Source organism: Prochlorococcus marinus str. MIT 0912 (assembly GCF_027359595.1).
Lineage (GTDB): Bacteria > Cyanobacteriota > Cyanobacteriia > PCC-6307 > Cyanobiaceae > Prochlorococcus_B > Prochlorococcus_B marinus_C.
On the sequence record NZ_CP114783.1, the window covers coordinates 1665314 to 1689200 of the forward strand.

Sequence of the window (23887 nt, forward strand, 5' to 3'; positions counted from 1 at the left end):
TTGCAAAACTTTTGGTTTTTAATTTTCAACCCAGCTTCCGTGTAATCCATGTGGAATTGAAATTGGAACTTCAAGAATAGCCTTTTCAGTCAGATCTTTAGAATCAAGGAGTATTAAATCAGTTCCAGATCTAATACTATTCCAAACCAATGCAACAATCCATCCATTGTCTTCTTCAGATTTTGATCCTTGGGATGGAATAAATATAGGCTCACTTACAAAACCTTTAGGAGCAGCACTCCAACTTATTTCTTTATTGTTAGATAAATCGATTTTTTTTATAGCTTGTAGTGGCCCATTACCTTCTTTCTCTTCCGCAGTTGCCATCCAACTGAAGCGGGCCTTTAATCCTTCGAAATGAGGATTGACCATTGCAAATTCACAACATTGATTGCTTATGGTTGAACAGTTAAATGTATTTTCTATTGGATTGATTTCACTTCTTTTCAAAATTCCTTCTGGTAAAAGATCAAAATCAATTTCTCTAAAATTATCCTCTGGCTTAATACTAGGAAAATCATCATAAAAAATACTTTCAATATTGATTTTTTCATTATCTTCCCATGCATTTAGATGATGAAAAACAAAACCCTTGGGAGCATTAACTGTTTTTGGAGGTTGACCAGAAAATTTGCCAGCGTCTCTTGGAATTAATAAAAATTTTGGAGTCCCATCTGGTTTGGAAGCCAAACATTGTGCGGCTCCTTTTTGTCCAAGTAGGAACGGGAGAGGATTAAAACTAATAGCATTTTGCAGAAATATTGCCCAGTTTGGAGTTATGGCAAAATCATGCAAGAACGCAAATCCATTAAAAGAATCTTTTCTATCACTTAAAAGAGAACCAATATTTTCTCCTTCTGTGGAAAACTCCATCAATCTAATTGTGCTTTTAGGACCTGTAGACACCCCAAAAGTTACCATTCTTTGGCTTTTATGATGGCCAGGGTCAAATCTTGGATGAGCACTAAATGCCTCACCTTTTTTTAAAACTCCTTTTAAATCAGATAAACCATTGGTCTCAAGGGTATTTGGATTAAGTGAATATGGACTGGATGCTTCCCATAAAGCTAGTAGATCATCTCCAAGTTTTATTACGTGAGTATTGGCAATATTTTTTAGCCTTACATCAAAAGCATTAGCTAATATCCCTCCTTTTTTTTGAGTTCCAAATACACCTCTATATAGAAAATTCTGTGATTTTTCTTCTTCTGCCCATTCCTTTGTGCGTACAAAACGATTTGTGAGGCTTATTTTCCCATTTTTAAATTTGAAGGCAGCAATCATGCCATCTCCATCAAATGGATGATGGACCCATCTTCCGCCTCTTTCTAATCTGCCTGGTCCGTTTCGATAAAAGGTACCAGAAATTTGCTCAGGAATAGACCCTTTTACCAGTTTGAGTTCAGCGTGATCTAATTCTTTTTCAACATTGCAATATGCACTAGACCAATCTTCTTTGCTGAAGATGGTTTGCTGTGGTGATGTTTCTCTTTTTAAGTAACTAACTGCCACTATTTTTCTTAGATTGAAACTTGATTTTCGCTTAAACTTCTTACTTTTGCGAGCTCAAGGTCAAAATGATTTATTTAAATAAGGAGTTTTTATTTACCAGCCTGTTCAAGAACTCCTTTACTGCTTGGAATTTGACTTGACCTTCTAGGGTCAATTTCAGTAGCCATCCGAAGGGCTCTTGCAAAAGATTTGAAAGTAGCCTCAATTATGTGGTGGGTATTATTTCCCGCCAATTGTCTGATGTGGAGAGTTAACCCACCATTATTCACAACAGCAGCAAAAAATTCTTTAACCAACTCTGTATCATAAGTTCCCACTTTTTGAGAAGGAATATCTAAATTAAAACTTAAATGTGGTCGACCTGAACAATCAACCACAACTTGAATAAGAGCTTCATCAAGCGGAGCTGAAAAATGACCAAAGCGTTTTATTCCAATTCGATCACCTAATGCTTTTGACAGGGCTTGTCCAATAGCAATACCAACATCTTCATTGCTGTGATGATCGTCTATGTGAGTATCTCCATTAGCTCTTACTTCAATATCAAATAATCCATGACTAGATAATTGTTGGATCATATGGTCTAGAAAACCAATCCCTGTATTTGCAATGCATTTTCCAGAACCATCAAGATCAATTTTCACAAAAACGTCAGTTTCCTTGGTTTTCCGGCTAATCTCTCCTTCTCTTGTTTTTTTCATATTTGATTGGCAATTGGAGTTGGCTTGAAATTACATTCCATTTATGCAATAACCTGCATCAACATAAACAGTTTGTCCTGATATACCACTCGAAAGATCGCTAAGCAAGAAAGCAGCGGTATTACCTACCTCGATTTGAGTAACGGTTCTCCTGAGGGGAGCCTTTTCTTCGACGTTATGAATCATGTCCAGAATTCCTCCAATAGCTGAACTCGCGAGAGTTCTTATTGGTCCAGCACTAATAGCATTAACTCGAACCTGATTTTCAGGACCAAGTTCTTCCGAAAGATATCTAACGGATGCCTCCAACGCTGCTTTAGCAACTCCCATTACGTTGTAATTGGGAATAGCCCTTTCTGCTCCTAAATAAGTCAAGGTGACTACTCCTGCACCTTGACTGAAAAGAGGTTTTGCATATTTACAAAGTGGGGCGAGCGAGTAAGCACTGATTTCTAGGGCTCTTGAGAATCCCTCTGAAGAAGTTGCACTGTAATTACCTACTAATTCTTCTTTCCCTGCAAAGGCTAGACAGTGAACTAATCCATCAATCTGTCCCCATTGATTTTTAATGGCTTCAAAAACTTCCTCAATTTGAGAAGAGTTTTGAACATTAAGTGGTAAGAACAGGCTTGGATTTAAAGGAGAAGTAAGTTCTTTTACTTTTGCTTCAAATCTACCTTTTTCATCGGGTAAGTATGTAATTCCTAGTTCAGCTCCAGCTGCTTTTAACTGTTGTGCAATGCCCCAGGCAATTGATCTGTTGTTTGCTATTCCTGTAACAAGGATTTTTTTGCCACTAAGATCGAGAAGCATCTTTCGGACTCATTTGGTTAGTATTACTAATTGTCCCTTATTTAGGGCTAAGACTCATAGTTAAATGAATATATAGTTAAAAGTTCTTTAATCCATTAACCCACAAAAGTATAAGAATCATGGTTCGAACAGCCTCAACAATGCTTCCATTAGGAACTCAATTACCTGCCTTTGAGTTAGGTGTGGTTTCAGGCGTGAACCTCTCTCCGGATGATTCTTTAAAAGGTCTTAGTCATATCAGTAGTTTTGAATTAACAAAAAGACCATTGTTGATGATGGTCATATGCGCTCATTGTCCATTTGTTAAACATGTAGAAAGTGGAATCACAAATTTATTCAATTCTTTTGGTGATGACGTTCAATTCTTGGCTATTTCTAGCAATAGCGTGAAAACACACCCGCAAGACTCGCCAGAATTCCTCGCCAATCAAGCTAATCAACTGGGATGGAAGTTCCCTTATTTATTTGATTCTGATCAAAAATTAGCAAAGGCGCTTAAAGCGGCATGTACGCCCGATTTTTATATTTTTTGGCCTTCTCCAGATGGAGTCTCAACATTGAGATACAGGGGACAAATGGACGGAAGTCGTCCTGGTAATGAAATACCTGTTTCTGGTGATGATATTCGTCTAGCACTTAGATCATTATTAAATGGAGAAGATATTTCAGCTAATCAAAAACCTTCTATTGGTTGCAACATCAAATGGCATCCTGGTATGGAGCCTGAGTGGTTTGGATGAATTAATGATTTTCTTTTTGATTGTTCATCGTTGCAACTTAATTTAAATAGTTATGCAAATACCTCCTTTTAGCCTTGAAGCTCAAATTTCTGAAATTGGAGAAGAGATTGAAGAAGCTTTAATAAAGGTTTTTAGAAGCGGAAAATATATTGGAGGAGAAGAGGTGACTTCCTTCGAAAAAGCTTTTGCTTTAGCTACAGAAACTGCTTACTCAGTTAGTTGTAATAGTGGAACTGATGCATTAATTCTTGCTTTAAGATCACTAAATATTGGTAAAGGTGATGAGGTGATTACCTCATCATTTAGTTTTTTTGCTACTGCAGAAGCAATTACAAGTGTTGGAGCTAAGCCGGTTTTTGTAGATATTGATCCTGAAAATTATCTTATGGATCTGGATTTAATAGAAAAAGAAATAACACCTAGAACAAAAGCTATTTTGCCTGTGCATTTGTTTGGCCATCCACTAGATATGGATAAAATAATGGCAATTGCTGAAGGCAAAAATATAAAGGTTATAGAAGATTGTGCGCAAGCGGCTGGTGCTCATTGGCGAGGTAAACCCGTAGGAAGTTATGGGGATATAGGTTGTTTTAGTTTTTTTCCTACTAAAAATTTAGGTGCAGGAGGAGATGGAGGAGCCATAACTACTAATGATTTTGATCTGGCAAAAACAATTAGGGAATTAGCTATTCACGGGATGCCAAAGAGATATTTTCATACAAATATTGGATATAATAGTAGGCTTGATTCATTACAAGCTGCAATCTTAAATGTTAAGTTATCTCGATTAAATAAATGGGTCGAGCAAAGAAGAGCAATAGCAATCAACTATATAAACAAGTTATCAACTATAGAGTCAATTAAATTACCATCTAATACTTTGATCAATAATTCTGATCATTCTTGGAATCAATTTGCAATAAGAATAATGGACAATTCGTTTGTTAAAAATATAAAATTTTCTTCCGATGATGTTATTGATAGTCTGAGTAGAGATCTATTTAAAACTGAACTTGAAGGACTTGGAGTGAATACAATAATTTATTACCCAATACCTATACATCTTCAACCTGTATATAAAGCATTAGGATATAAAGAAGGGTCTCTTCCCGTTACTGAAAAAGTATGTAATCAGGTTATTAGTTTACCTATCTTCCCTGAATTGAAAACTATTGAGCAATCATATATAATTGACAAAATAAAAGAAATATTTAAAAGATAAGCTATTTAATATTTGAATATAATTCTTTGAATATGGAAGTTTGATTTTTATGGTTGATTATAGGTTTTGGATAGCCATTTCTCTCCGCAGAAATTAGTTCACCTGAAAGTAAATTAGGCGTCGAAATGTGTGATAACTCAGGGATCCATTTTCGTATATAATTACCATCTTCGTCAAATTTAGAAGCTTGTCTAAAAGGATTAAATATTCTCATAGGTTTTGGATCCATTCCACTGCTAGCACTCCATTGCCAACCTCCATTGTTTGATGCTAAGTCACCATCAACTAGGTTTTTCATGAAGAAAAGTTCTCCCAATCGCCAATCAATTAAAAGGTCTTTTACTAGAAAAGAAGCAACAATCATTCTGCATCGATTATGCATCCATCCGGAACCCTTAAGTTGTCTCATTGCAGCATCAACTATTGGAATACCTGTCAATCCATTCTCCCACGCATTCAGCCAATCAGCTCTATTTTGCCATGAAAAATCTAACCATTTTTTCCTGTATGGACCTTTCTCAAGCTCTGGGAAATTAATGAGAGCATTTTGATAAAACTCTCTCCAAGCAAGTTCCTTTATCCAGGTATCAATAGAATTTCTTTTGTAATCATCAGTCGTCATGTTTTTTGATACTTGAGCCCCATTCCATACTGCCCTGCAACTTATTGTACCTAAACTTAAAGCAGCACTTAGATTAGAAGTCTTTTCTAAAGATGGAATATCTCTTGCTTGATTGTATGAATTTATAATTCCTGAATGTATGAAAAAGTTTAATTGCTTTAGTGACTCTGATTCTCCTGGTGTGCAAGGACAGAGATTGGTATTCTTGAATCTATTTGAATAAAGTAAATCATAAATAGATTCACTTTTTCTGGTAAGGCAGTAGTTTAAATTAGAGTTCTTAATTGATGATAATTCTCTATCATTAAAACCTATAATCTTTTCAGCTATTTTTGGTATTTTTATTAAATTATTATCTGATACGTTGGTTGATTTAATTATATTAATCCATTTACGATAAAAAGGTCCATATACTTTGTAAGGCTCATCATTATTTGTTTTGATATTATATGGATTGACAATTAATTGATCTAAAAAAGTATAAACTTTCCTTTTATCTTTTGTAAGTTTTTCTGCAACTTGTTTATCTCTATTGGTTTCATAAGGTTCAATATTCTCGTTCCAATAAATATATTCAGCTTTGATTAATTCCGCTAATTTAGGAATTAATTTTATAGGATCTCCATTCAATATTAATAAACAACTTCCTCTTAGCTCCCAATTCTTTTGTAGCTCTAAAAGACTTTCGCCCAAAAACCAATTCTTTGCCTCAGATGTAGTTCTTTTGAGATCTAAAAGATTGGGGTCTAAAACATATACTCCTATGAGTTTTTTTGAATTTTTAGATGCTTCAAATAGACCTATATTGTCTTCAATTCTTAAATCTCTTCTATGCCAAAATATTGATTGAAACTTTTTCATTTTTCATTCAAGATCTGACATGCTCTGAACCATGCAGTAATAGTTTTCCCATCAAGTGATTCTTCTCCACTTGCAATAATTTCATTTAACTTGGTGGGTGGAATTCTCAATACTTCAATATCTTCATCTGCGTCGCCTTCAGGCTTGTGCTCAAGTTTAGTTAAATCTCTTGCAAGGAAAAGATGAATTGTTTCGTCTGAATATCCTGGACAAGGAAGCATTTCTCCAAGATTGTCCCATCTTCGTGCAGCGTAACCACTTTCTTCTTGAACTTCTCTTTTAATAGATTCAAGTGGGCTTTCACCTGCTTCTAATGTTCCAGCTGGAAACTCAAGAATTCTTCTTGAGCAAGCAAATCTGTATTGACGAAGAATAATAACTTCACCAGATTGTGTTATGGGGACTGCTAAAGCAGCTCCTGGATGACGAATAATCCCAAAATCGCCCTCCATTGAATTTGGTAAAAGAAATTTATTAATTTCAAAACGAATTTTTTTTGCATCAAGACAAGCTTTCGTCTCAATGATTTCTGAGGGTTCAGGTCCTGGAATAGACATTCATTTCTTTTGTATTGATATAGGATGACTGATTTTTTTAGAAAAGGTTGGTGATTTTTGTTACGAATTTTATTCAGGCCAAATGTTTTGAGAATTGATTCGTTTCAGTTTCCCTTGAGCTTTTGATAAAACCTCTGCAAGGGGAATTAAAACAAAGTTTCTCTCACTTAATCTTGGGTGGGGCAAAACAAGAATTTCTGTATTTATTTGCAGTTCGCCCCAAGAGATAAAGTCAATATCTAAAGATCTTGGTCCCCAAAAAATTTCTGTCTTTTCTCTTCTCCTGCCTGCAATTTTTTCTAATTCTAAAAATTTTTTCATCAAACATATAGCTGCTTTTTTATTTGGAGTTACTGAGGCAAAACCCTCTCCATCAACAACAAGCACGGTATTAATAAATCTAGGTTGATCAGCTGGACCACCTAGAGGATCGCTCTCAAAAAGAGGTGACCATTGAAAAGATAAAGACTTATCAATATTTTGAGAGTCGATTTTTGGACAATTCAAAGGAACAATCCACTCAATTATGCTTTTTTCTATCCGCGGCCTCATGGCAGCGATTGTTCTTATGGGATCTCCAAGAATGCCAGGGATATTTGCGCCTATTGAGATGACGAGTTTCAATTCTTTTTTTTGTTTTGCATAAGTCATGCGAATATTAAAAGACTTTTAAAAATTTGCTTGATTTATCCGCCCTTATGGTTTCCAGTGGATTGAATAACAACAATACGTCTTTGGCTTCAAAAGACATTGCTGTCATGGATAGAGCTAATCGTGCTTTCCCTTTGGCTGCAATTACAGGCCATGGAACTTTGAAGCTCGCTTTAATGCTCGCCGCAGTTGATCCAGGTTTGGGAGGTGTAATAATTGCCGGGGGTCGAGGGACAGGGAAATCTGTATTGGCTAGAGGTTTACATGCCCTTCTCCCACCTATTGAAATAATTGATCTAGAAAAATTAGTTAAGACTGACGATGATTCAACTATTTATCCAGCAGGTAGAAACTTAGATCCTTCTTTTTCAGGAGAGTGGGATGATTTAACTAAAAAGCTGTTTACAAAAAATATAGGAAATCTTGAAAATAATAACGACTTAGAAAATATTCCAAAAAAAGTTGTTTCTGCGCCTTTCATTCAGGTCCCTTTAGGAGTAACTGAGGATAGGCTTGTTGGTGCTGTTGATGTTGCAGCTTCATTATCAAGTGGAACCCCAGTATTTCAGCCAGGGTTACTAGCTGAATCTCATAGAGGAGTTTTGTATATAGACGAATTGAATTTGTTGGATGATGGTATTGTCAACCTTCTTTTGGGTTCAGTAGGGGCAGGTGAAAATAGAGTTGAAAGAGAAGGATTGAGCCTAAGTCACCCATGCCGTCCTCTATTGATTGCGACTTACAATCCTGAGGAGGGGGCATTAAGGGACCATTTATTGGACAGATTTGCAATTGTTTTGTCTGCAGATCAATTAATTACAAATGAACAAAGAGTTGAGATAACTCAGTCCGCCATTTCTCATGGTCAGTCAAGTGAAGCTTTTTCTAAGAAATGGTCTGAAGATACAGAATCTTTGTCAACTCAATTACTGTTGGCCAGGCAATGGCTTCCAGATGTTCAAATTAGTAAAGATCAAATTGAATACTTAGTTTTAGAAGCCATTCGGGGAGGTGTAGAAGGACACAGGTCAGAGCTTTATGCAGTAAGAGTTGCAAAGGCTCATGCCGCTTTATGTGGTAGAGATTCTGTGGACGCAGAAGATTTAAAAGCGGCAGTCAGACTCGTAATAGCTCCGAGGGCAATGCAAATGCCTTCAGAAGAGGAAATGGAGCCCCCAGCGCCTGAAGATCAGCAGCCGCCACCTCCGCCTCCAGAAGACTCTGAAGACAAAGATGAACAAGAAGAAGATCAAGAAGAAGAGCAGGAAGAGGAGCAAGATGAAGAGTCCTCTCCTCCTATTCCAGAGGAATTTATGCTGGATCCAGAAGCATGTGCTGTTGATCCTGATTTGTTGTTGTTTTCATCGACTAAATCTAAGAGTGGAAATAGTGGAAGTCGATCAGCTGTTTTAAGCGATAATCGAGGGAGATACGTAAAACCAATTCTTCCAAGAGGTCCTGTTAGAAGGATTGCAGTTGATGCAACTCTGAGAGCTGCGGCTCCTTATCAGAAAGCCAGAAGGGAAAGAGAACCAAATAGAAAAGTCATAGTTGAGGAAGGGGATTTGCGAGCGAAATTATTGCAGCGGAAAGCAGGAGCATTAGTAATCTTCTTGGTTGATGCAAGTGGTTCAATGGCTCTTAATAGAATGCAAAGTGCAAAGGGAGCTGTTATTCGTTTGCTAACCGAAGCTTATGAAAACAGAGATGAAGTTTCTCTCATACCTTTTAGAGGGGATCAGGCAGAAGTTTTGCTTCCGCCAACAAGATCAATCACTGCGGCTAAGAGGAGACTTGAGGCAATGCCATGTGGCGGCGGATCTCCACTGGCACATGGTTTGACTCAAGCTGCAAGAGTAGGCGCAAATGCTTTAGCGACAGGTGATCTCGGTCAAGTGGTAGTAGTAGCAATTACAGATGGTAGAGGAAACGTTCCATTGAGCACTTCATTAGGTCAACCAGTTCTTGAAGGAGAGACACCTCCTGACTTGAAGCAAGAAGTTCTTGATGTTGCTTCGCGATATCGGTCACTAGGTATAAAATTGCTTGTAATTGATACAGAGAGAAAGTTTATTGCAAGCGGTATGGGTAAAGACTTGGCTGAGGCTTCTGGAGGTAAATATGTTCAATTACCTAAGGCAAGTGATCAGGCTATTGCTTCAATTGCAATGGATGCAATTAATAGTGTTAGCTGAACTTAGTATTTTAAGGGTAAATATCATCGAACAATTTACTTAAACCTATTGTCACCCTTTTTAGAGCATTTATAAGTTCTTTGTCTTCCATAATATTTCCCATGTCTGAACTCATTTGATCAATTTTCTTTGTTAGTGAACTAGATGTTGAGGCAAGTTCCTTAATATCTTTTAGAGTCTTCGGATTATCTAGACTTTCAAGAATATTATTTAAATGAAAAGAAGCTTTTGTTAGTTCGGAAATTATAGGTTTTGCTCTTACAAGTTCTGATTTAGATAACAAGACAAGTTCATCAAGATTGGCTTGAGTTCTATCAAATTGTTTAATAGATTCTGATACTTTGTTTACGATTGCTTGCTTATCTGCTTCATCAATAATTCCATTTATACCCTCTGTCAAGCTTGATATACTAACCATCTTTACGCCTTTGACCCTATCACCACTACACAAAATCCTTTTATTAGGACAATCTTTTTTAACTGTAATTAGTTCGTTTCTATTTAATGATTTACCTAATGAGACTAATGATAATTGAGCATCTCCTCCAAGCATAGAGCTTGTAACTATTTTAGCAATTACAGGTTTTGGTAAGATCAGATTATCATTGTTTAATTTGATTTTAGTTTCAACAGTATTTGGTGTGAAATTTATCTTTTGAACCGAGCCAACAATGATTCCTCGATAAGTAACTGGAGATAACTTTGCAAGACCACTTGCATCTTTGAAGCTTGCAGATATCTCCCAGGTTTTAGAACCTAAACGAAAATCTCTTAACCAAAGCATTGCTCCAGAAAATACCACTAATCCACCTAAAAGTGAGAATCCAACAAATGCATCTCTTAAACTTCTACGCATAAATTTATGAGTCCTCAGGTTGCATTGGTCCTTGAAGATTACCTGTGCGAAATTGTTTTACATAGGAATTTTCACTTTGTTTAAATTGATCTATAGATCCATCCCATTTAAACTTTCCATCGTAAAGCAAAATAACTCTATTAGCTGTTCTTTCAATTGTACTTGAAACGTGACTTACTACGATTGAACAGCCTTTAGCAGCATCAGTGGTTTTAATCATTAGATCTTCAATTCGAGTACAAGCTATTGGATCTAAACCAGCAGTTGGTTCGTCATATAGAAGCAGTGGAATAGAGTCTTTCCCTGTATTGGAGTCACTAATTAATGCACGAGCAAAACTTACTCTTTTTTGCATTCCTCCACTAAGTTGATTTGGAAATTTTTCTGCTACATCATATAAACCTACTTTTTCTAAACAATTTATGACTTTTTTATGAATAATCTCTTCAGAAAAAATTTTTTGCTTTTCAAGCAAAAAGCCTACATTTTCCCTAACAGTTAATGATGCTAATAATGCTGGGTTTTGAAAAACCAATCTCACATCGGGAGGGTTGTTTTGATCAAGCCTTAAATAATTTTGCTCAATACCTGATATTTGAAGACTTCCGTTAGTAGGTAAGAGCAATCCTGCTAGTAGGCGAAGTATTGTTGACTTGCCTGAGCCAGATGGACCAACAATTGCCAGTCTCTCTCCAGGACTCATGGACAGATTAACTTCATTGAGAACTTTATTTGATCCCAGTTCTACACTGAGATCTTTCATCAACATTACTTGAGTGTTTTTTGGCACACTCTCTCCTAAGGTTTGTTTACCTATCTCATTTTGTATGAGATATGTGAATTGGGAAGTTTAATTAGAGTTTTTATGAATTAATTATTTAGGTCTTTTTGTTGAAATCTTCTCTAACTTGAATCCATTGAACAAAAGAAGGAAAAGAAAATTAAAAAGATCTACTTTGCGTAAAAGCTTTTTCGCTAGTTTGTCTTTTCAGCTTTACTCACGCTTTAAAAGAGCTATTAGATGGCTTTTGCCAGGACTAGTAGTCAAAAGGTGGATGATGACATCTGGAATGGGCTTGTTAATTGCTTTGATTGGAGCGTCGATTTGGGCTGATCTTCGCCCAATATATTGGGTCGTTGAAATACTTTTTTGGTTTTTAGGATTCATAACTACTTTTATACCAAGAACTATTTCTGGACCAATAGTCTTTTTGATAGGGATATCTCTTTTGGTTTGGGGGCAAGGGAGAAGTTTTGAATCTATTAAGCAGGCCTTAGGATCAAAAAAAGATACTTTTTTAGTCGATGCATTAAGAGCTAAACAAAAATTAAATAGAGGTCCAAATATTGTTGCTGTTGGTGGGGGAACAGGTTTATCGTCTTTGTTAAAAGGCTTAAAAAGATACAGCAGTAGAATTACAGCAATAGTTACTGTCGCTGATGATGGAGGAAGTAGTGGCGTTCTTAGAAGAGAATTGGGAGTTCAGCCTCCTGGAGATATAAGAAATTGTTTGGCAGCTTTAGCAACGGAAGAGCCACTAATAAAAGGTCTTTTTCAATATCGCTTCCCCTCAGGAAGTGGACTGGAGGGACATAGTTTTGGGAACCTTTTCCTTTCCGCATTAACAGCCATAACTGGAAGCTTAGAGACTGCGATTACTGCATCTAGTAAAGTCCTGGCTGTTCAGGGGCAAGTTGTACCAGCTACTAATGTAGATGTTCGATTGTGGGCGGAGCTTGAAAATGGTGAACGAATTGATGGAGAATCAGCTATTGGAAAGGCTCACCTGCCAATCATAAGAATCGGTTGTTTCCCTTCTCGACCGCCCGCTTTACCCAGAGCTCTGGAAGCGATCAGAAATGCAGAAATAATTTTAATAGGGCCTGGCAGCCTTTACACTTCAATTCTTCCAAACCTACTTGTACCTGAAATAGTCGAAGCAATCGAGAGGAGCAAGGCCCCAAAACTTTACATATGTAATTTAATGACCCAACCAGGTGAAACTGATGGGCTTGACGTTACTGGTCATGTGAGAGCTATAGAAGCGCAATTGGCATCTCGAGGGATTACTAGGAAAATATTTAGTTCAATACTTGCTCAAGATGAATTAGCCTCTTCACCATTGGTTGATTACTACAAGTCACAAGGCGCTGAACCGGTCAAATGCAATAAGATTGACCTTTTGTCTAGAGGCTATAAAGTTTATTTAGCATCACTTCAGGGTTCAAAGACCACTCCAACTTTGAGGCACGATCCTAGGAGTCTCGCTTTGGCAATAATGAGATTTTATAGAAGATACAAAAAAGGTAAATAAATTCAGTATGCATCTTGCATTTCATAGAAATCTGGCTGAACATAGTCTTTCCTAAGTGGCCATCCTTTCCAATCTTCCGGCATTAAAAGTCTTTTAGGATGAGGGTGCCCTTTGAAAATAACACCATACATATCGAATGTTTCTCTTTCTTGCCAATCTGCTCCTCTGAAAAGACTATATAAACTTGGAACAGTTAAATCTCCTTCTCGATCTAGGAATACTTTTATTCTTACTTCTCTGGGAGAAATATCTTTTTTAAATTCACTCATCTCTATTAAATTGTAAAAACAAACAATATTTAAACCAGGACCTTCATCGTATCCACCTTGGCATTGCAGATAATTAAATCCATCATTTTTCAACGCTTCAACAACTGATAAAAGATTAGTAGGCGAAATTTTGATAACTTCGACTCCTAAATGGTCATTTGGTAGAGGAACATTTTCAAATCCATTTTTTGATAACCAATCACTTATTGGACCTGAGATTTTTTCTTCAACTACAATTTTTGATTGATCTGTCATTTTTTTATAAAAGATGCTTAATTACTTGAGAGTTCTTCAGATATTTGTTGAACCTCTTTAAAAGATTTATCAAATTCTTCAGATAAGGAGGGATTTAAAGCAATTAATTGGGTTTTCGCATTTAGATATTGTCCATTGACCTTGGATTCAACTCTCTTCATCTTGTGAGGGATAGTTAAATACCTATGAGTTTGAGTAATTTTTGATCTCTCAGAGATTGACTCGTTTGCAACTTTTTTTCTTAATTTAATAACCGCATCAAAAATCGCTTCCGGTCTTGGAGGACATCCAGGAAGGTAAAGGTCAACAGGAATTAATTTGTCAACACCTCTAACTGCCGTTGTTGAATCTGCACTGAACATGCCACCTGTAATAGTGCAAGCTCCCATAGCAATTACATATTTTGGGTCTGGCATTTGCTCATAAAGTCTTACAAGAGCAGGTGCCATTTTCATTGTGACAGTTCCAGCGACTATTAGCAGATCTGCTTGCCTAGGAGAACTTCTTGGTACTAAGCCAAATCTGTCAAAATCAAATCTAGATCCAATCAGAGCGGCAAATTCAATAAAACAACAAGCAGTTCCATAAAGAAGAGGCCACAAACTGCTTAATCTTGCCCAATTATGAAGATCTTCTAAGCTAGTCAGGATGATGTTTTCGCTTAAGTCATTAGTTACTGTAGGTGTTCCCACTGGTCCACAGGAAGCTTGTCTTAGGTTTCGAACGGCTTCAGAAGAGGGAGATTTTTTCAAGGAATTTAACTCCATTCAAGGGCACCTTTTCGCCATGCATATGCTAATGCCACAACCAAGATCGTGATAAAAACAAGAGCTTCTATAAATGCTAATAACCCTAGTTTGTGAAATGCAACTGCCCATGGGTAAAGGAACACGGTCTCAACGTCAAATATAACGAAAACAAGAGCAAACATGTAGTAACGAATATTAAATTGGATCCATGCTCCTCCAATGGGTTCCATCCCAGATTCATATGTAAGCTGCCTTTCTCCTGCTTTGCTTTTAGGAGATATGAGCTTATTTGTTGTAAGAGCGAGAATGGGAACTGCTCCAGAAATAAGAAGAAATCCTAAGAAATACTCATAACCCTGAAGGGAAAACATGAATGAATTACTGATTTCAATATCATTCTGACAGCCATTTTCTAGATTTGTGCCATACAGTTGCTATGTGTGAAAGTGAAAACTGTGAGTGAAGACACCAAAATGAACTCAAATCCCTTGAGAGATTTGAGTTCTGATGAAAAACAAAATCAAGTTATTTCATTTGAATCAAAAAACTCAACTCAGGAATTTGATCCAAAATTCAATCGCTTCGAGTGTATGAGCTGTGGTTTTATTTATGATCCTGATGAGGGTATAAAAAAGCTAAATATTGAACCAGGGACAGCATTCTTAGACATCGATAGAGAGGGTTTTAGATGTCCAGTCTGTCGAGTAGGATTCGGAGGATACAAGGATATTGGACCTAAATCAAAGCCAAGCGGATTTGAAGAAAACCTTACTTATGGCTTTGGATTTAATAAACTTCCTTCAGGCCAGAAAAATGTTCTTATTTTTGGGAGCCTTGCTTTAGCCGCTGCCTGTTTTCTTTCTCTTTATTCTTTGAAATGAAACGTCTGTTTTCAAACTTCATTAATTTGACCCTTGTCTTAATAGTTGGAGTAGCTCTTAGTGGTTGTACAGTTAGCAATGCTTCCATTGGCTCATCAAGTCCTTGGTCATTAATCGACCTTGATACTGAGGCAAATCCATTAGATATTGACTTCGTTGATGATAAAACAGGGTTTTTAGTTGGTACGAATAGGTTGATTCTGGAGACAAATGATGGAGGAATTACCTGGAAAGAACGAAATTTAGATATTCCAAGCGAAGGTAACTTTCGTTTGATCAGCGTTGATTTTAAAGGTCAAGAAGGTTGGATCGCAGGTCAACCAGGATTAATACTTCATACAACTGATGGAGGAAAAAATTGGACTCGTCTCGATTTGGGAAATAAGTTACCAGGAGATCCATATTTGATAACAACAATTGATATGGATTCGGCTGAGCTTGCAACTACTGCTGGAGCAATCTATAAAACAACTGATGCTGGTACAAATTGGGAAGCAATCGTTGTTGATACTTCAGGCTCTGGAGGCATAAGAGAATTAAGACGTAGAAATGATGGTGGCTATCTAAGTGTTAGTAGCCTTGGGAACTTCTTCTCTGTCCTAAGCCCTGGAGAGGAGATATGGATTCCTCATCAAAGAGCAAGCAGTAAGAGAGTTCAAAGTGTTGGTGAGCAGCCTAATGGTGATTTATGGATGCTTTCTAGAGGAGCTGAAATCAGATTTAATGCAGATCCAGATGATATAGATTCCTGGTCAAAGCCCATAATCCCAATAGTCAATGGCTATAACTATCAAGATCTTGTTTGGGATCCATCTAAGTCGATTTGGGCAGCGGGAGGGAATGGAACATTACTAGTAAGCAATGATGATGGAAAAACTTGGGGAAAAGATCCGGTTGGTGAATCTGTTCCAACAAATTTCATCAGAATTTTATTTGTGGACGATTCTAATACTGACAGTCCAAAGGGATTCGTTTTTGGGGAAAGGGGCAAATTACTGCGTTGGCAGGGTTGAAATCGTTAATTTTTGATGATTTCCATGACTCTGTGTAACCACCTTGCAACAGAGATCGTTTCTTTTGATTTCGCTTGATAAGATCACTGAGCTGATTAAGTGAGGCTATGGCTGCCGGCTCTACCGGGGAACGCCCGTTTTTTGAGATCATTACTAGTGTCCGCTATTGGATTATCCATGCTGTGGCACTTCCTGCGATCTTCGTGGCAGGATTTTTATTTGTGTCTTCTGGGCTTGCCTACGACGCTTTTGGAACTCCTAGACCAGATACGTATTTTCAGGCTGGAGAAAGCAAAGCTCCTGTTGTTGTTCAGCGCTTTGATTCGAAGGCTGAACTTGACACGCGTCTGAAATAACCCAATTTCATCTGATTGCTTTTTTATCCATGCAAGTCAATCCAAATCCAAATAAAGTTCCGGTTGAGTTAAACCGAACAAGTCTTTATCTTGGACTCTTACTTGTTTTTGTAATGGGAATTCTTTTTTCCAGTTACTTCTTTAACTAAATCTCTTTATCATGAGCAAATTAAAAGGACCTGATGGACGAGTAGGAGATCGTCTGCCAGATGGTAGACCTGCTATCTCCTGGGAAAGACGGTGGACAGAGGGAGCACTTCCTTTATGGTTAGTAGCTACTGCTGGTGGGACAGCTGTAATTTTTGTTCTTGGTATTTTCTTCTACGGTTCATACACTGGTATTGGTAACGCTGGTTAGTTTTAACTAGAAAAATACTATTGATTTGAAATAACATTAAACCAACTGACATTCATTGTCGGTTGGTTTTTTTAATTCCAATATTTATCTGTAAATAATTTGACCTGGCTTTTAGTTTTATCTGATACATGCTCTTTTGAAGTGACTAGGGCATTTTTTAATGCATTATGAGAAGAGCTTGAAGGCCTTAAGGATGAGATTCTTTTAGCAACAGCAGAAATTATTGATTTAGCAAAAGTTGCATTTTCCTGAAGATTTTCAATGACCATTTCGACTGATACATTCTCGCAATTTTGATTCCAGCAATCATAATCAGTAACCATGGATAGGCTTGAGTAAGCGATTTCGGCTTCTTTTGCCAATCTAGCTTCTGTATGGTTTGTCATACCTATTATTGAGCATCCCCAATCTCTATATAAATTTGATTCTGCTCTTGTAGAAAAGGCTGGCCCTTCCATAGCAAGATATGTGCCTCCAATATGCATTTTTTTCCCTTTGGTTAAAAGTTTTTCTATTTCTTGAGAAAGTATTTGAGAAAGTATTTCGCAAAAAGGATTTGCCATGCTTATGTGAGCTACTACTCCATTGTTGAAAAAAGTCAATGGTCTTTGATGAGTTCGATCAATAAATTGATCAGGAATAACAATGTCGCAAGGTTTGATATTTTCTTTTAACGATCCCACAGCTGATGCCGAAATTAACCATCTCACATTTAGAGAGCGCATAGCCCAAATATTTGCTTTGTATGGAATTTCGCTTGGGTTTAAAGTATGTTTCTCTCCGTGGCGAGCTAGAAAAACAATTTCTATTCCAAATAGATTGCCTATTAGTAACTTATTAGAAGGTTTTCCATAGGGAGTGTCTAAGCTTAACTCGACTATATTTTTAAGATTTTCAATTCTATATAGTCCGCTTCCTCCAATAATTCCTAATCTTCCTTTTTTGAAATCATAGGCATCTGATTGTGTTCCAGAAATATTCAAAAAATCATGTTCAGTGATCATCTTGTTCTAGCTGGTGGTGGTCATACTCATGCCCTTGTGTTGCTCAGATGGGCAATGAATCCAAAATTGAAGCCTGCTGGAATGATTACTTTAGTTAATAAAGCAAGCACAACCACATATTCTGGTATGTTTCCAGGTGTCGTAGCAGGTAAATACAAGATTGATGAAATACTAATTGATTTGAGGAACCTTGCTTCAAAAGCAGGAGTTTCATTTGTTCTGGCAGAAATTGAGGGGATTGATCTTAAGGAAAAAAAATTACTGCTCTCAGGACGCCCAGAAATTGAATATTCTTCGTTATCACTGAATATAGGAACAAAAACTAACTTAAATTCCAAGTCCACAATTAGCGTGGATAAATGCTTAGCTGTTCCAATTAAACCTTTTTTTCAATCCTATAAATTTATTGTTGGCCAAGATAAACACAAGGATGACTCTTCGGCAAAACCATTTGTAATTATTGGAGGTGGATTAGCTGGTATAGAAATAGCTTTTTCTTTAAGAAAAAGATGGCCAAAAAGAGCTATTTATTTAAAAGTTAAATCTGGAAGAAAAATTAATAACAATCTATTAACCCATTTAAAGTTTTTAAATATTGAGATTACACAAAAGAATCCATCTGATTTATATCCGAAATTAATATGTACCGGTAATAAATCATTTGATTGGATAAAAGATAGTGGTTTGCCTCTAGATGAGAATGGGAGGGTGTTAACAAAAAATACTCTTCAAGTTCTTAATTACCCTGAGTTGTTTGCTGTAGGAGATTGTGGAGTCATTAAGGATCATCCCCGCCCTTCCTCTGGAGTATGGGCAGTTCGTTCGGCAAAACCACTCGCAAAGAATTTAGAGAGTTTAAGTAAAGGTTTAAAACTTGAGAAATGGAAACCACAAAGGAAAGCAATACAACTTTTAGATATCAACTCTATAAATAAGAAATCCAAAGCTTTTATGTCTTGGGGTGAAGTTATGATTGGACCTTTTGATTTTTTATCAAGGTTGAAAGAATCAATTGATATAAATTTTATCTCTAAATTTTATCTAATTAAAGATATAGATTCAGAAATGTCTTCAGAAAAAGAGATGATTAAATGTAGAGGCTGTGCATCAAAACTAGCTTTCACTCCATTAAGATCAGTATTAAAAAAATTGGATTCAATAGAACCTTCAGCCGATGATTCTATTGATATAGGAATATTAAACTCTAGTAAAAATTTAATACAAAGTGTAGATGGATTCCCTGCTTTAATTAGTGATCCATGGCTAAACGGTAGGCTTTTAGCTTTTCATTCTTGCTCTGATATTTGGGCATGTGGAGGATCTGTTGTGTCTGCACAATCTGTTGTGAATTTACCTGCCGTACCTAATAATTTACAGCAAGAGTTGTTATTTCATTTTTTGGAAGGTGTTAATTCTGCTTTAACTATTCAAGGGGCAAAACTTATAGGTGGACATACATTAGAATCAAGAAAAATTGCTGAAGATCCTTTCTCTTTAGGAATTGAAAGCTCATTAACTGTCAACGGAACTATTGATAATAAAAAATATTTTTGGTCTAAGGGAGGAATGAAAAAGGGGGATCAAATTCTAATTAGTCGTTCTTTGGGTACTGGAATAATTTTTTCTGCATTTATGAATGGCAAAGTAAGACCTTATATAATTGATTCTGTTTTAATAGAAATGAATAAAAGTCAGCATAATATTGTTAATTATATAAATCAATTAACAATTGTCAAACAACATCCAAAAGTTGTGAATGCATGTACTGATATCACTGGTTTTGGTTTGCTAGGTCATTTATCTGAAATGTTGGAATCTACAAATAATGATCAATTAAAGATGAATTTAGAACCTTTGAAAATTGTTCTTAAGCTAGATCATATACCAGTATATGATGGTGTCAAAGAACTTGTAGATAAAGGTTTTGAAAGTACTTTGGCTCCTTCGAATGAAGTTTTCTTAAAGAATATTGATGGAGATAAGAACTTGAAATTCGAGGTAATATCTAATAATTTTACTTCTAATAACTCATTATATAATACTATGCTAAAAATCTTAGTAGACCCACAAACTTGTGGTCCTTTGGTTATTAGTTGTCCATCTATTTATTCAGAAAGACTTACAAAGGAAGGACCTTGGATTAAAATTGGTTTTGTTTCTTAAACAATACTTATTAACTTATTTATAAAATACTTTTTTCATCAATTAATTTCATTCTTTGTCGGTTTATTTCTATTCCTATTTCTGGTCCAGGTGACCAACCATTAGTTATTAAATCATCTCCTTTTATTGGAGACTCTATATTCTTCCAATTAAATAGCCAAGATTTTAAATATTCTTTTAGAGGGTTATCTCTACAGATTTCAAGTATGAAGGAAGATTCATCGACATTTATTTTCTCTAGGACTGTGGTCCACTTAGATGGAAACCAGCTTTTATATGAATTATTAGCTGAAATATTTTCTAGATATTTATTTAATTTAAAAGCCCCATCTATTATTTCTTTTTGTTGTTGAGCTAAATGTAATCTTTTAGCCAGAATGATAGGATCTTTAGATTCATAAACTAATGCAGTGAGAGGTTCAATATGTGAGTTCTTTGCAATGAGAATTTTATCAATCAGTCTTTGATCATTCTGTAACTTTAAGTCTAATAGTTTCAATCCTCCCCAGTTTTGTAGATTTTTTAATGCATTCCTCCAATATTTACTCTTTAGAAGTAATTCTAGTTCCATTTTTAATCTTATTGATAATGCTGAAGGTGCTAAATCAGTATCATCTCCAATATGCCAATTCCAAGGCCATCGATTAATTGTATCTTTTACTTGTCTTAAAGCTTGATTTGATAGACAAAAATCTAACTTGGCTGAGTAGCGAGAAGCTCTAATAATTCTAGTTGGATCTTCTAGAACGCTTGATTCATGCAAAAAGTCCATTTTCTTGTTGTAAATTGCATCTAATCCCGAAAATAAATCTATTAAGCTATTGTCTTTAAGTTCAATTGCTATAGCATTTATATTAAAGTCTCTTCTAATTAAATCATTGTGGATTGTTGATAATTTGACTATTGGGTTTTCTCCAGGAATTGGATAAGTCTCTTCACGAGCAGTTGCAATATCAACTTTTATATCATTAATTGTTATTTCTGAAGTTTTATAAGATGTGTTATTACGTATGATTTTTACTTTTTCTGGTCCAAGAACTTTTTGTAATTCTTTAACATAAGTTGATGTTTCACCTTCTATGATTAAATCTAGATCATTAAAGATAATTTCATAATCTTGATTCTTAGACTTTGTTATTAAGTCTCTGACAATTCCTCCAACTATCGCTATAGCATTTATATTTACTGAGACTGCTGCATCTAATAAAATAGTTAGAATTCCATTGGTTAATTCTGGTATTTCTTTTTCGATTTTAGATTTATCAAATAATTCCATGAGAAATATGATTTTAGCTAGTTAACATTTTTTAGATTAAATCTTACTCATCAATCAATTTCAATGGAGCTAGTCTTGGGTCTAATATTTTTGGTCCCATTCCTGAGAATTTTATAGCAAGTGAGATTTTTTCTCCTGAACCAAAAACATGTGTGATTATCCCTTCTCCAAATGATGAATGTTCAACTCTATCGTTAACTGACCATCTCTTCCCTGGGGAAGGACCAGAATATGTTCTTCTTACTCCATTTTCAGCTTTACTAGGAAAAGACCTTTTATTACTTTGGCGATCAATTCTAGTTAGTCTGTCTAGATTTTTTTCTCTTCTTAATGTAGCCCCACCAGATAATGGGATATCGCCTTTAACAAGTTCTTCTGGTATTTCGGAGAGGAATATAGATGCGATAGCTGGTTCTCTCATTCCTCCCCACATTCTTCTCTCAGATGCATGAAAGAGAAATAGTTTTTCTTTTGCTCTAGTCAGTCCTACGTAACAAAGTCGTCTTTCTTCCTCAAGTGAAGATGGATCATCAAGTGATCTATAGCTTGGGAATAAGCCTTGCTCCATTCCTACAAGACAAACGACAGGAAATTCCAAACCTTTACTGCTGTGAAGAGTCATTAATGTGACTCGATTTGAAGCAGTGTCTTTATTGTCTGCATCGCTTGATAAAGCAGCAGTTGATAAAAAACCTTCTAAATTTGCATCTTCGCTTTCTTCCTGATATTGCAACGCGGCATTCACTAGTTCTTGAAGATTGCGTCTTCTTTCTTCTGCCTCATCTGTTCCTGTCGCAATTAATTCACTTAAATAGCCACTTTTTTCTAAAACTAATTGAACTAACTCGGCGGGGCTTGAAGAGAGAAGATGACTTTGTAATTCATTAATAAGCTCACTAAAAATCAAAAGACCTTTGGCTGATCTTCCAGCGAGAGATCTGACAGCTTCGGGGTCATTTACAACTTCCCAAAGCGGAATTTTTAATTGACTAGCAGCATCACTCAATCTTTGAACTGTTGTTTTACCAATCCCTCTTTTAGGAACGTTTAAAACTCTTAAAAGACTGACACTGTCAGATGGATTAATTAAAAGTCTTAAATAAGCTAGTAGATCTTTAATTTCTCTTCGATCATAAAAACGTAATCCTCCAACCACAATGTATGGAATACTCCAGCGGACCAATGAGTCCTCAATTGCTCTTGATTGCGCATTAGTTCTATAAAGAATAGCCATATCTCCCCAATTTAATTCTGGATTCGAGGCATCTAAAATTCTTAGCCTATGAATAACTGCCTCTGCCTCTGCTATCTCATCGTCACACCTTGTTAATCTAATAGGCTCACCTTCTCCTCTAGTTGCTCTAAGAACTTTATCTATTCTTTCTTTATTGTTGGAAATTAATGAATTTGCTGCTTCGAGGATGGTAGAGGTAGATCGATAATTTTCTTCAAGTTTGACGAGAGTTGAATCATTTGTATTTTCTAGGTTTTTCTGTCCAAAGTCCTCCTGAAATCCCATTAGTATCCTAAAGTCCGCAGCTCTAAAGCTGTAAATACTTTGATCTGCATCGCCAACAACAAAAACTGATCGATTATTCCAATCTTGAAAAGAAGATGGATCTTTACCATTGGTAACCAATTGTTTAATTAATTCGTATTGTGTCCAATTAGTATCTTGATATTCATCAACTAAAACATGTTTGAAACGACTGTGCCAATAAGTTCTTATTTTTTCATTTTGTTGTAGTAATTGAACAGGTATTAATAGGAGATCATCAAAATCTAATGCATTATTAGCAGCTAAAGCTTTTCTATAAAGTCTATAAGTTTCAGCAACTAATTTTCCTCTTTGACCTTCTTGATTATTTGATAAGTCATCAGGAAGTAAGCATTGATTTTTTGCATTACTTATTGCCCAGCGTACTTTTTTTGGTTCAAATCTTTTTGGATCTAATTGAAGGTCTTGTGTAACTATTTCTTTGATAAGACTTTGGGCATCTGTTTCGTCATATATTGAAAACTGTTTAGTCCATGTCAATCCTTCAGGGTCTTTGAATTTGTCGATGTCAAAGCGTAATAATCTCGAAAATAAAGCGTGAAAAGTACCTATCCATAATTCACGACTGATTTCACGATGTATACGATTACGAATTTGTCTTTGTTCTGCTACTTGCAAGGCATTCCAGGGCTTCCCGTGGGTAAGACTTGATAACCTTTTTGCTAAAAGCAATTCAAGTCTATCTTTCATCTCTCTTGCAGCTTTATTGGTAAAAGTAACTGCAAGAATAGAACTAGGGTCGACTTTGTATTCAGTAATTAAATGCGCAATACGATGAGTAAGAGCTCTTGTCTTTCCGCTTCCTGCTCCTGCTACAACTAATAATGGACCATGAAAATGATCAACTGCATGAGACTGAGCCTCGTTTAATCCATTTAGAAATATACTGTTTGATTGTTTCATTTTATAGACTTTAAATACATTTAATTGAATTTAGTTTTGCAACATTCATAGGGTAGA

24 protein-coding genes are annotated in these 23887 nt (G+C 36.0%); 10 read left to right on the plus strand and 14 right to left on the minus strand.

Annotation, left to right across the window (positions count from 1 at the left end; all coding sequences use genetic code 11):
- Positions 1-18: 18 nt before the first annotated feature.
- The 3 genes from O5640_RS09525 to fabI form a co-directional block, all read right to left on the minus strand.
- Positions 19-1512 carry a carotenoid oxygenase family protein gene (locus tag O5640_RS09525; protein ID WP_269612229.1) on the minus strand — a complete coding sequence of 498 codons (1494 nt, stop codon included), beginning with the start codon at positions 1510-1512 and terminating at the stop codon, positions 19-21.
- A gap of 89 nt (positions 1513-1601) precedes the next feature.
- A complete protein-coding gene (gene hisB / locus O5640_RS09530) occupies positions 1602-2213 on the minus strand; it encodes an imidazoleglycerol-phosphate dehydratase HisB (protein WP_269612231.1) in 612 nt (203 codons plus the stop codon).
- 30 nt (positions 2214-2243) lie between these two features.
- Positions 2244-3026, minus strand: a complete 783-nt coding sequence (fabI, locus tag O5640_RS09535) for an enoyl-ACP reductase FabI (protein WP_269612232.1) — start codon at positions 3024-3026, stop codon at positions 2244-2246.
- Positions 3027-3145: 119 nt separating this feature from the next.
- Between fabI and O5640_RS09540 the strand changes: the two genes are divergently transcribed.
- Positions 3146-3766, plus strand: a complete 621-nt coding sequence (locus O5640_RS09540; RefSeq protein WP_269612233.1) for a thioredoxin family protein — start codon at positions 3146-3148, stop codon at positions 3764-3766.
- A gap of 52 nt (positions 3767-3818) precedes the next feature.
- Positions 3819-4988, plus strand: coding sequence for a DegT/DnrJ/EryC1/StrS family aminotransferase (locus tag O5640_RS09545; RefSeq protein WP_269612235.1), 1170 nt, complete (start codon positions 3819-3821; stop codon positions 4986-4988).
- 1 nt (position 4989) lies between these two features.
- On the opposite strand, the gene O5640_RS09550 is transcribed toward O5640_RS09545, so the two are convergent.
- The 3 genes from O5640_RS09550 to folK form a co-directional block, all read right to left on the minus strand.
- Complete coding sequence (locus tag O5640_RS09550; protein WP_269612236.1) at positions 4990-6471, minus strand: cryptochrome/photolyase family protein; 1482 nt, start codon at positions 6469-6471, stop codon at positions 4990-4992.
- A complete protein-coding gene (locus tag O5640_RS09555; protein WP_269612238.1) occupies positions 6468-7028 on the minus strand; it encodes an NUDIX hydrolase in 561 nt (186 codons plus the stop codon). The genes O5640_RS09550 and O5640_RS09555 overlap by 4 nt, the downstream gene beginning before the upstream one ends.
- 69 nt (positions 7029-7097) lie before the next feature.
- Positions 7098-7679 carry a 2-amino-4-hydroxy-6-hydroxymethyldihydropteridine diphosphokinase gene (folK, locus tag O5640_RS09560; RefSeq protein WP_269612240.1) on the minus strand — a complete coding sequence of 194 codons (582 nt, stop codon included), beginning with the start codon at positions 7677-7679 and terminating at the stop codon, positions 7098-7100.
- A 47-nt stretch (positions 7680-7726) separates the two neighbouring features.
- On the opposite strand from folK, the gene bchD reads away from it, so the two are divergent.
- Positions 7727-9874, plus strand: a complete 2148-nt coding sequence (gene bchD / locus O5640_RS09565) for a magnesium chelatase ATPase subunit D (protein WP_269612242.1) — start codon at positions 7727-7729, stop codon at positions 9872-9874.
- 10 nt (positions 9875-9884) lie between these two features.
- Here bchD and O5640_RS09570 read toward each other — a convergent pair whose 3' ends face one another.
- Both O5640_RS09570 and O5640_RS09575 read right to left on the minus strand, forming a co-directional pair.
- Positions 9885-10730 (minus strand): MlaD family protein, encoded by an 846-nt coding sequence (locus O5640_RS09570; RefSeq protein WP_269612243.1) that lies wholly within the window; start codon positions 10728-10730, stop codon positions 9885-9887.
- 4 nt (positions 10731-10734) lie between these two features.
- Entirely contained in the window at positions 10735-11520 is a 786-nt protein-coding gene (locus O5640_RS09575; RefSeq protein ID WP_269612244.1) for an ABC transporter ATP-binding protein, read from the minus strand.
- 127 nt (positions 11521-11647) lie between these two features.
- On the opposite strand from O5640_RS09575, the gene O5640_RS09580 reads away from it, so the two are divergent.
- Positions 11648-13045, plus strand: coding sequence for a gluconeogenesis factor YvcK family protein (locus O5640_RS09580; protein ID WP_269613845.1), 1398 nt, complete (start codon positions 11648-11650; stop codon positions 13043-13045).
- Positions 13046-13047: 2 nt separating this feature from the next.
- Here the strand turns inward: O5640_RS09580 and O5640_RS09585 are convergent, their stop codons facing one another.
- The 3 genes from O5640_RS09585 to O5640_RS09595 are packed head-to-tail and all read right to left on the minus strand — an operon-like array spanning position 13048 to position 14689.
- Entirely contained in the window at positions 13048-13569 is a 522-nt protein-coding gene (locus O5640_RS09585; RefSeq protein ID WP_269612245.1) for an NAD(P)H-quinone oxidoreductase subunit J, read from the minus strand.
- Positions 13570-13586: 17 nt separating this feature from the next.
- On the minus strand, positions 13587-14336 hold the full coding sequence (gene nuoB / locus O5640_RS09590) for an NADH-quinone oxidoreductase subunit NuoB (protein ID WP_269612247.1): 750 nt from the start codon (positions 14334-14336) through the stop codon (positions 13587-13589).
- Positions 14327-14689 carry an NAD(P)H-quinone oxidoreductase subunit 3 gene (locus tag O5640_RS09595; protein ID WP_269604472.1) on the minus strand — a complete coding sequence of 121 codons (363 nt, stop codon included), beginning with the start codon at positions 14687-14689 and terminating at the stop codon, positions 14327-14329. The genes nuoB and O5640_RS09595 overlap by 10 nt, the downstream gene beginning before the upstream one ends.
- Before the next feature lie 84 nt (positions 14690-14773).
- Between O5640_RS09595 and O5640_RS09600 the strand changes: the two genes are divergently transcribed.
- The 5 genes from O5640_RS09600 (at position 14774) to O5640_RS09620 (ending at position 16926) form a co-directional block, all read left to right on the plus strand.
- Positions 14774-15199 (plus strand): rubredoxin, encoded by a 426-nt coding sequence (locus tag O5640_RS09600; RefSeq protein ID WP_269612248.1) that lies wholly within the window; start codon positions 14774-14776, stop codon positions 15197-15199.
- Positions 15196-16212, plus strand: coding sequence for a photosynthesis system II assembly factor Ycf48 (locus tag O5640_RS09605; protein ID WP_269612249.1), 1017 nt, complete (start codon positions 15196-15198; stop codon positions 16210-16212). Before O5640_RS09600 ends, O5640_RS09605 begins: the two co-directional genes overlap by 4 nt.
- Positions 16213-16319: 107 nt before the next feature.
- Complete coding sequence (gene psbE, locus O5640_RS09610; protein ID WP_011294296.1) at positions 16320-16568, plus strand: cytochrome b559 subunit alpha; 249 nt, start codon at positions 16320-16322, stop codon at positions 16566-16568.
- Positions 16569-16597: 29 nt separating this feature from the next.
- On the plus strand, positions 16598-16717 hold the full coding sequence (locus tag O5640_RS09615) for a photosystem II reaction center protein L (RefSeq protein WP_011294297.1): 120 nt from the start codon (positions 16598-16600) through the stop codon (positions 16715-16717).
- An 11-nt stretch (positions 16718-16728) separates the two neighbouring features.
- On the plus strand, positions 16729-16926 hold the full coding sequence (locus O5640_RS09620; RefSeq protein ID WP_158466021.1) for a photosystem II reaction center protein J: 198 nt from the start codon (positions 16729-16731) through the stop codon (positions 16924-16926).
- Between the two features lie 71 nt (positions 16927-16997).
- On the opposite strand, the gene mtnP is transcribed toward O5640_RS09620, so the two are convergent.
- A complete protein-coding gene (gene mtnP / locus O5640_RS09625) occupies positions 16998-17930 on the minus strand; it encodes an S-methyl-5'-thioadenosine phosphorylase (RefSeq protein WP_269612250.1) in 933 nt (310 codons plus the stop codon).
- On the opposite strand from mtnP, the gene selD reads away from it, so the two are divergent.
- Entirely contained in the window at positions 17916-20093 is a 2178-nt protein-coding gene (selD, locus tag O5640_RS09630) for a selenide, water dikinase SelD (protein WP_269612251.1), read from the plus strand. The genes mtnP and selD overlap by 15 nt on opposite strands.
- 19 nt (positions 20094-20112) lie before the next feature.
- Here the strand turns inward: selD and O5640_RS09635 are convergent, their stop codons facing one another.
- Positions 20113-21369 (minus strand): CCA tRNA nucleotidyltransferase, encoded by a 1257-nt coding sequence (locus tag O5640_RS09635; protein ID WP_269612252.1) that lies wholly within the window; start codon positions 21367-21369, stop codon positions 20113-20115.
- A 43-nt stretch (positions 21370-21412) separates the two neighbouring features.
- Positions 21413-23830: a UvrD-helicase domain-containing protein gene (locus tag O5640_RS09640; RefSeq protein ID WP_269612253.1), complete on the minus strand. Its 2418-nt coding sequence runs from the start codon at positions 23828-23830 to the stop codon at positions 21413-21415.
- Positions 23831-23887 lie beyond the last annotated feature (57 nt).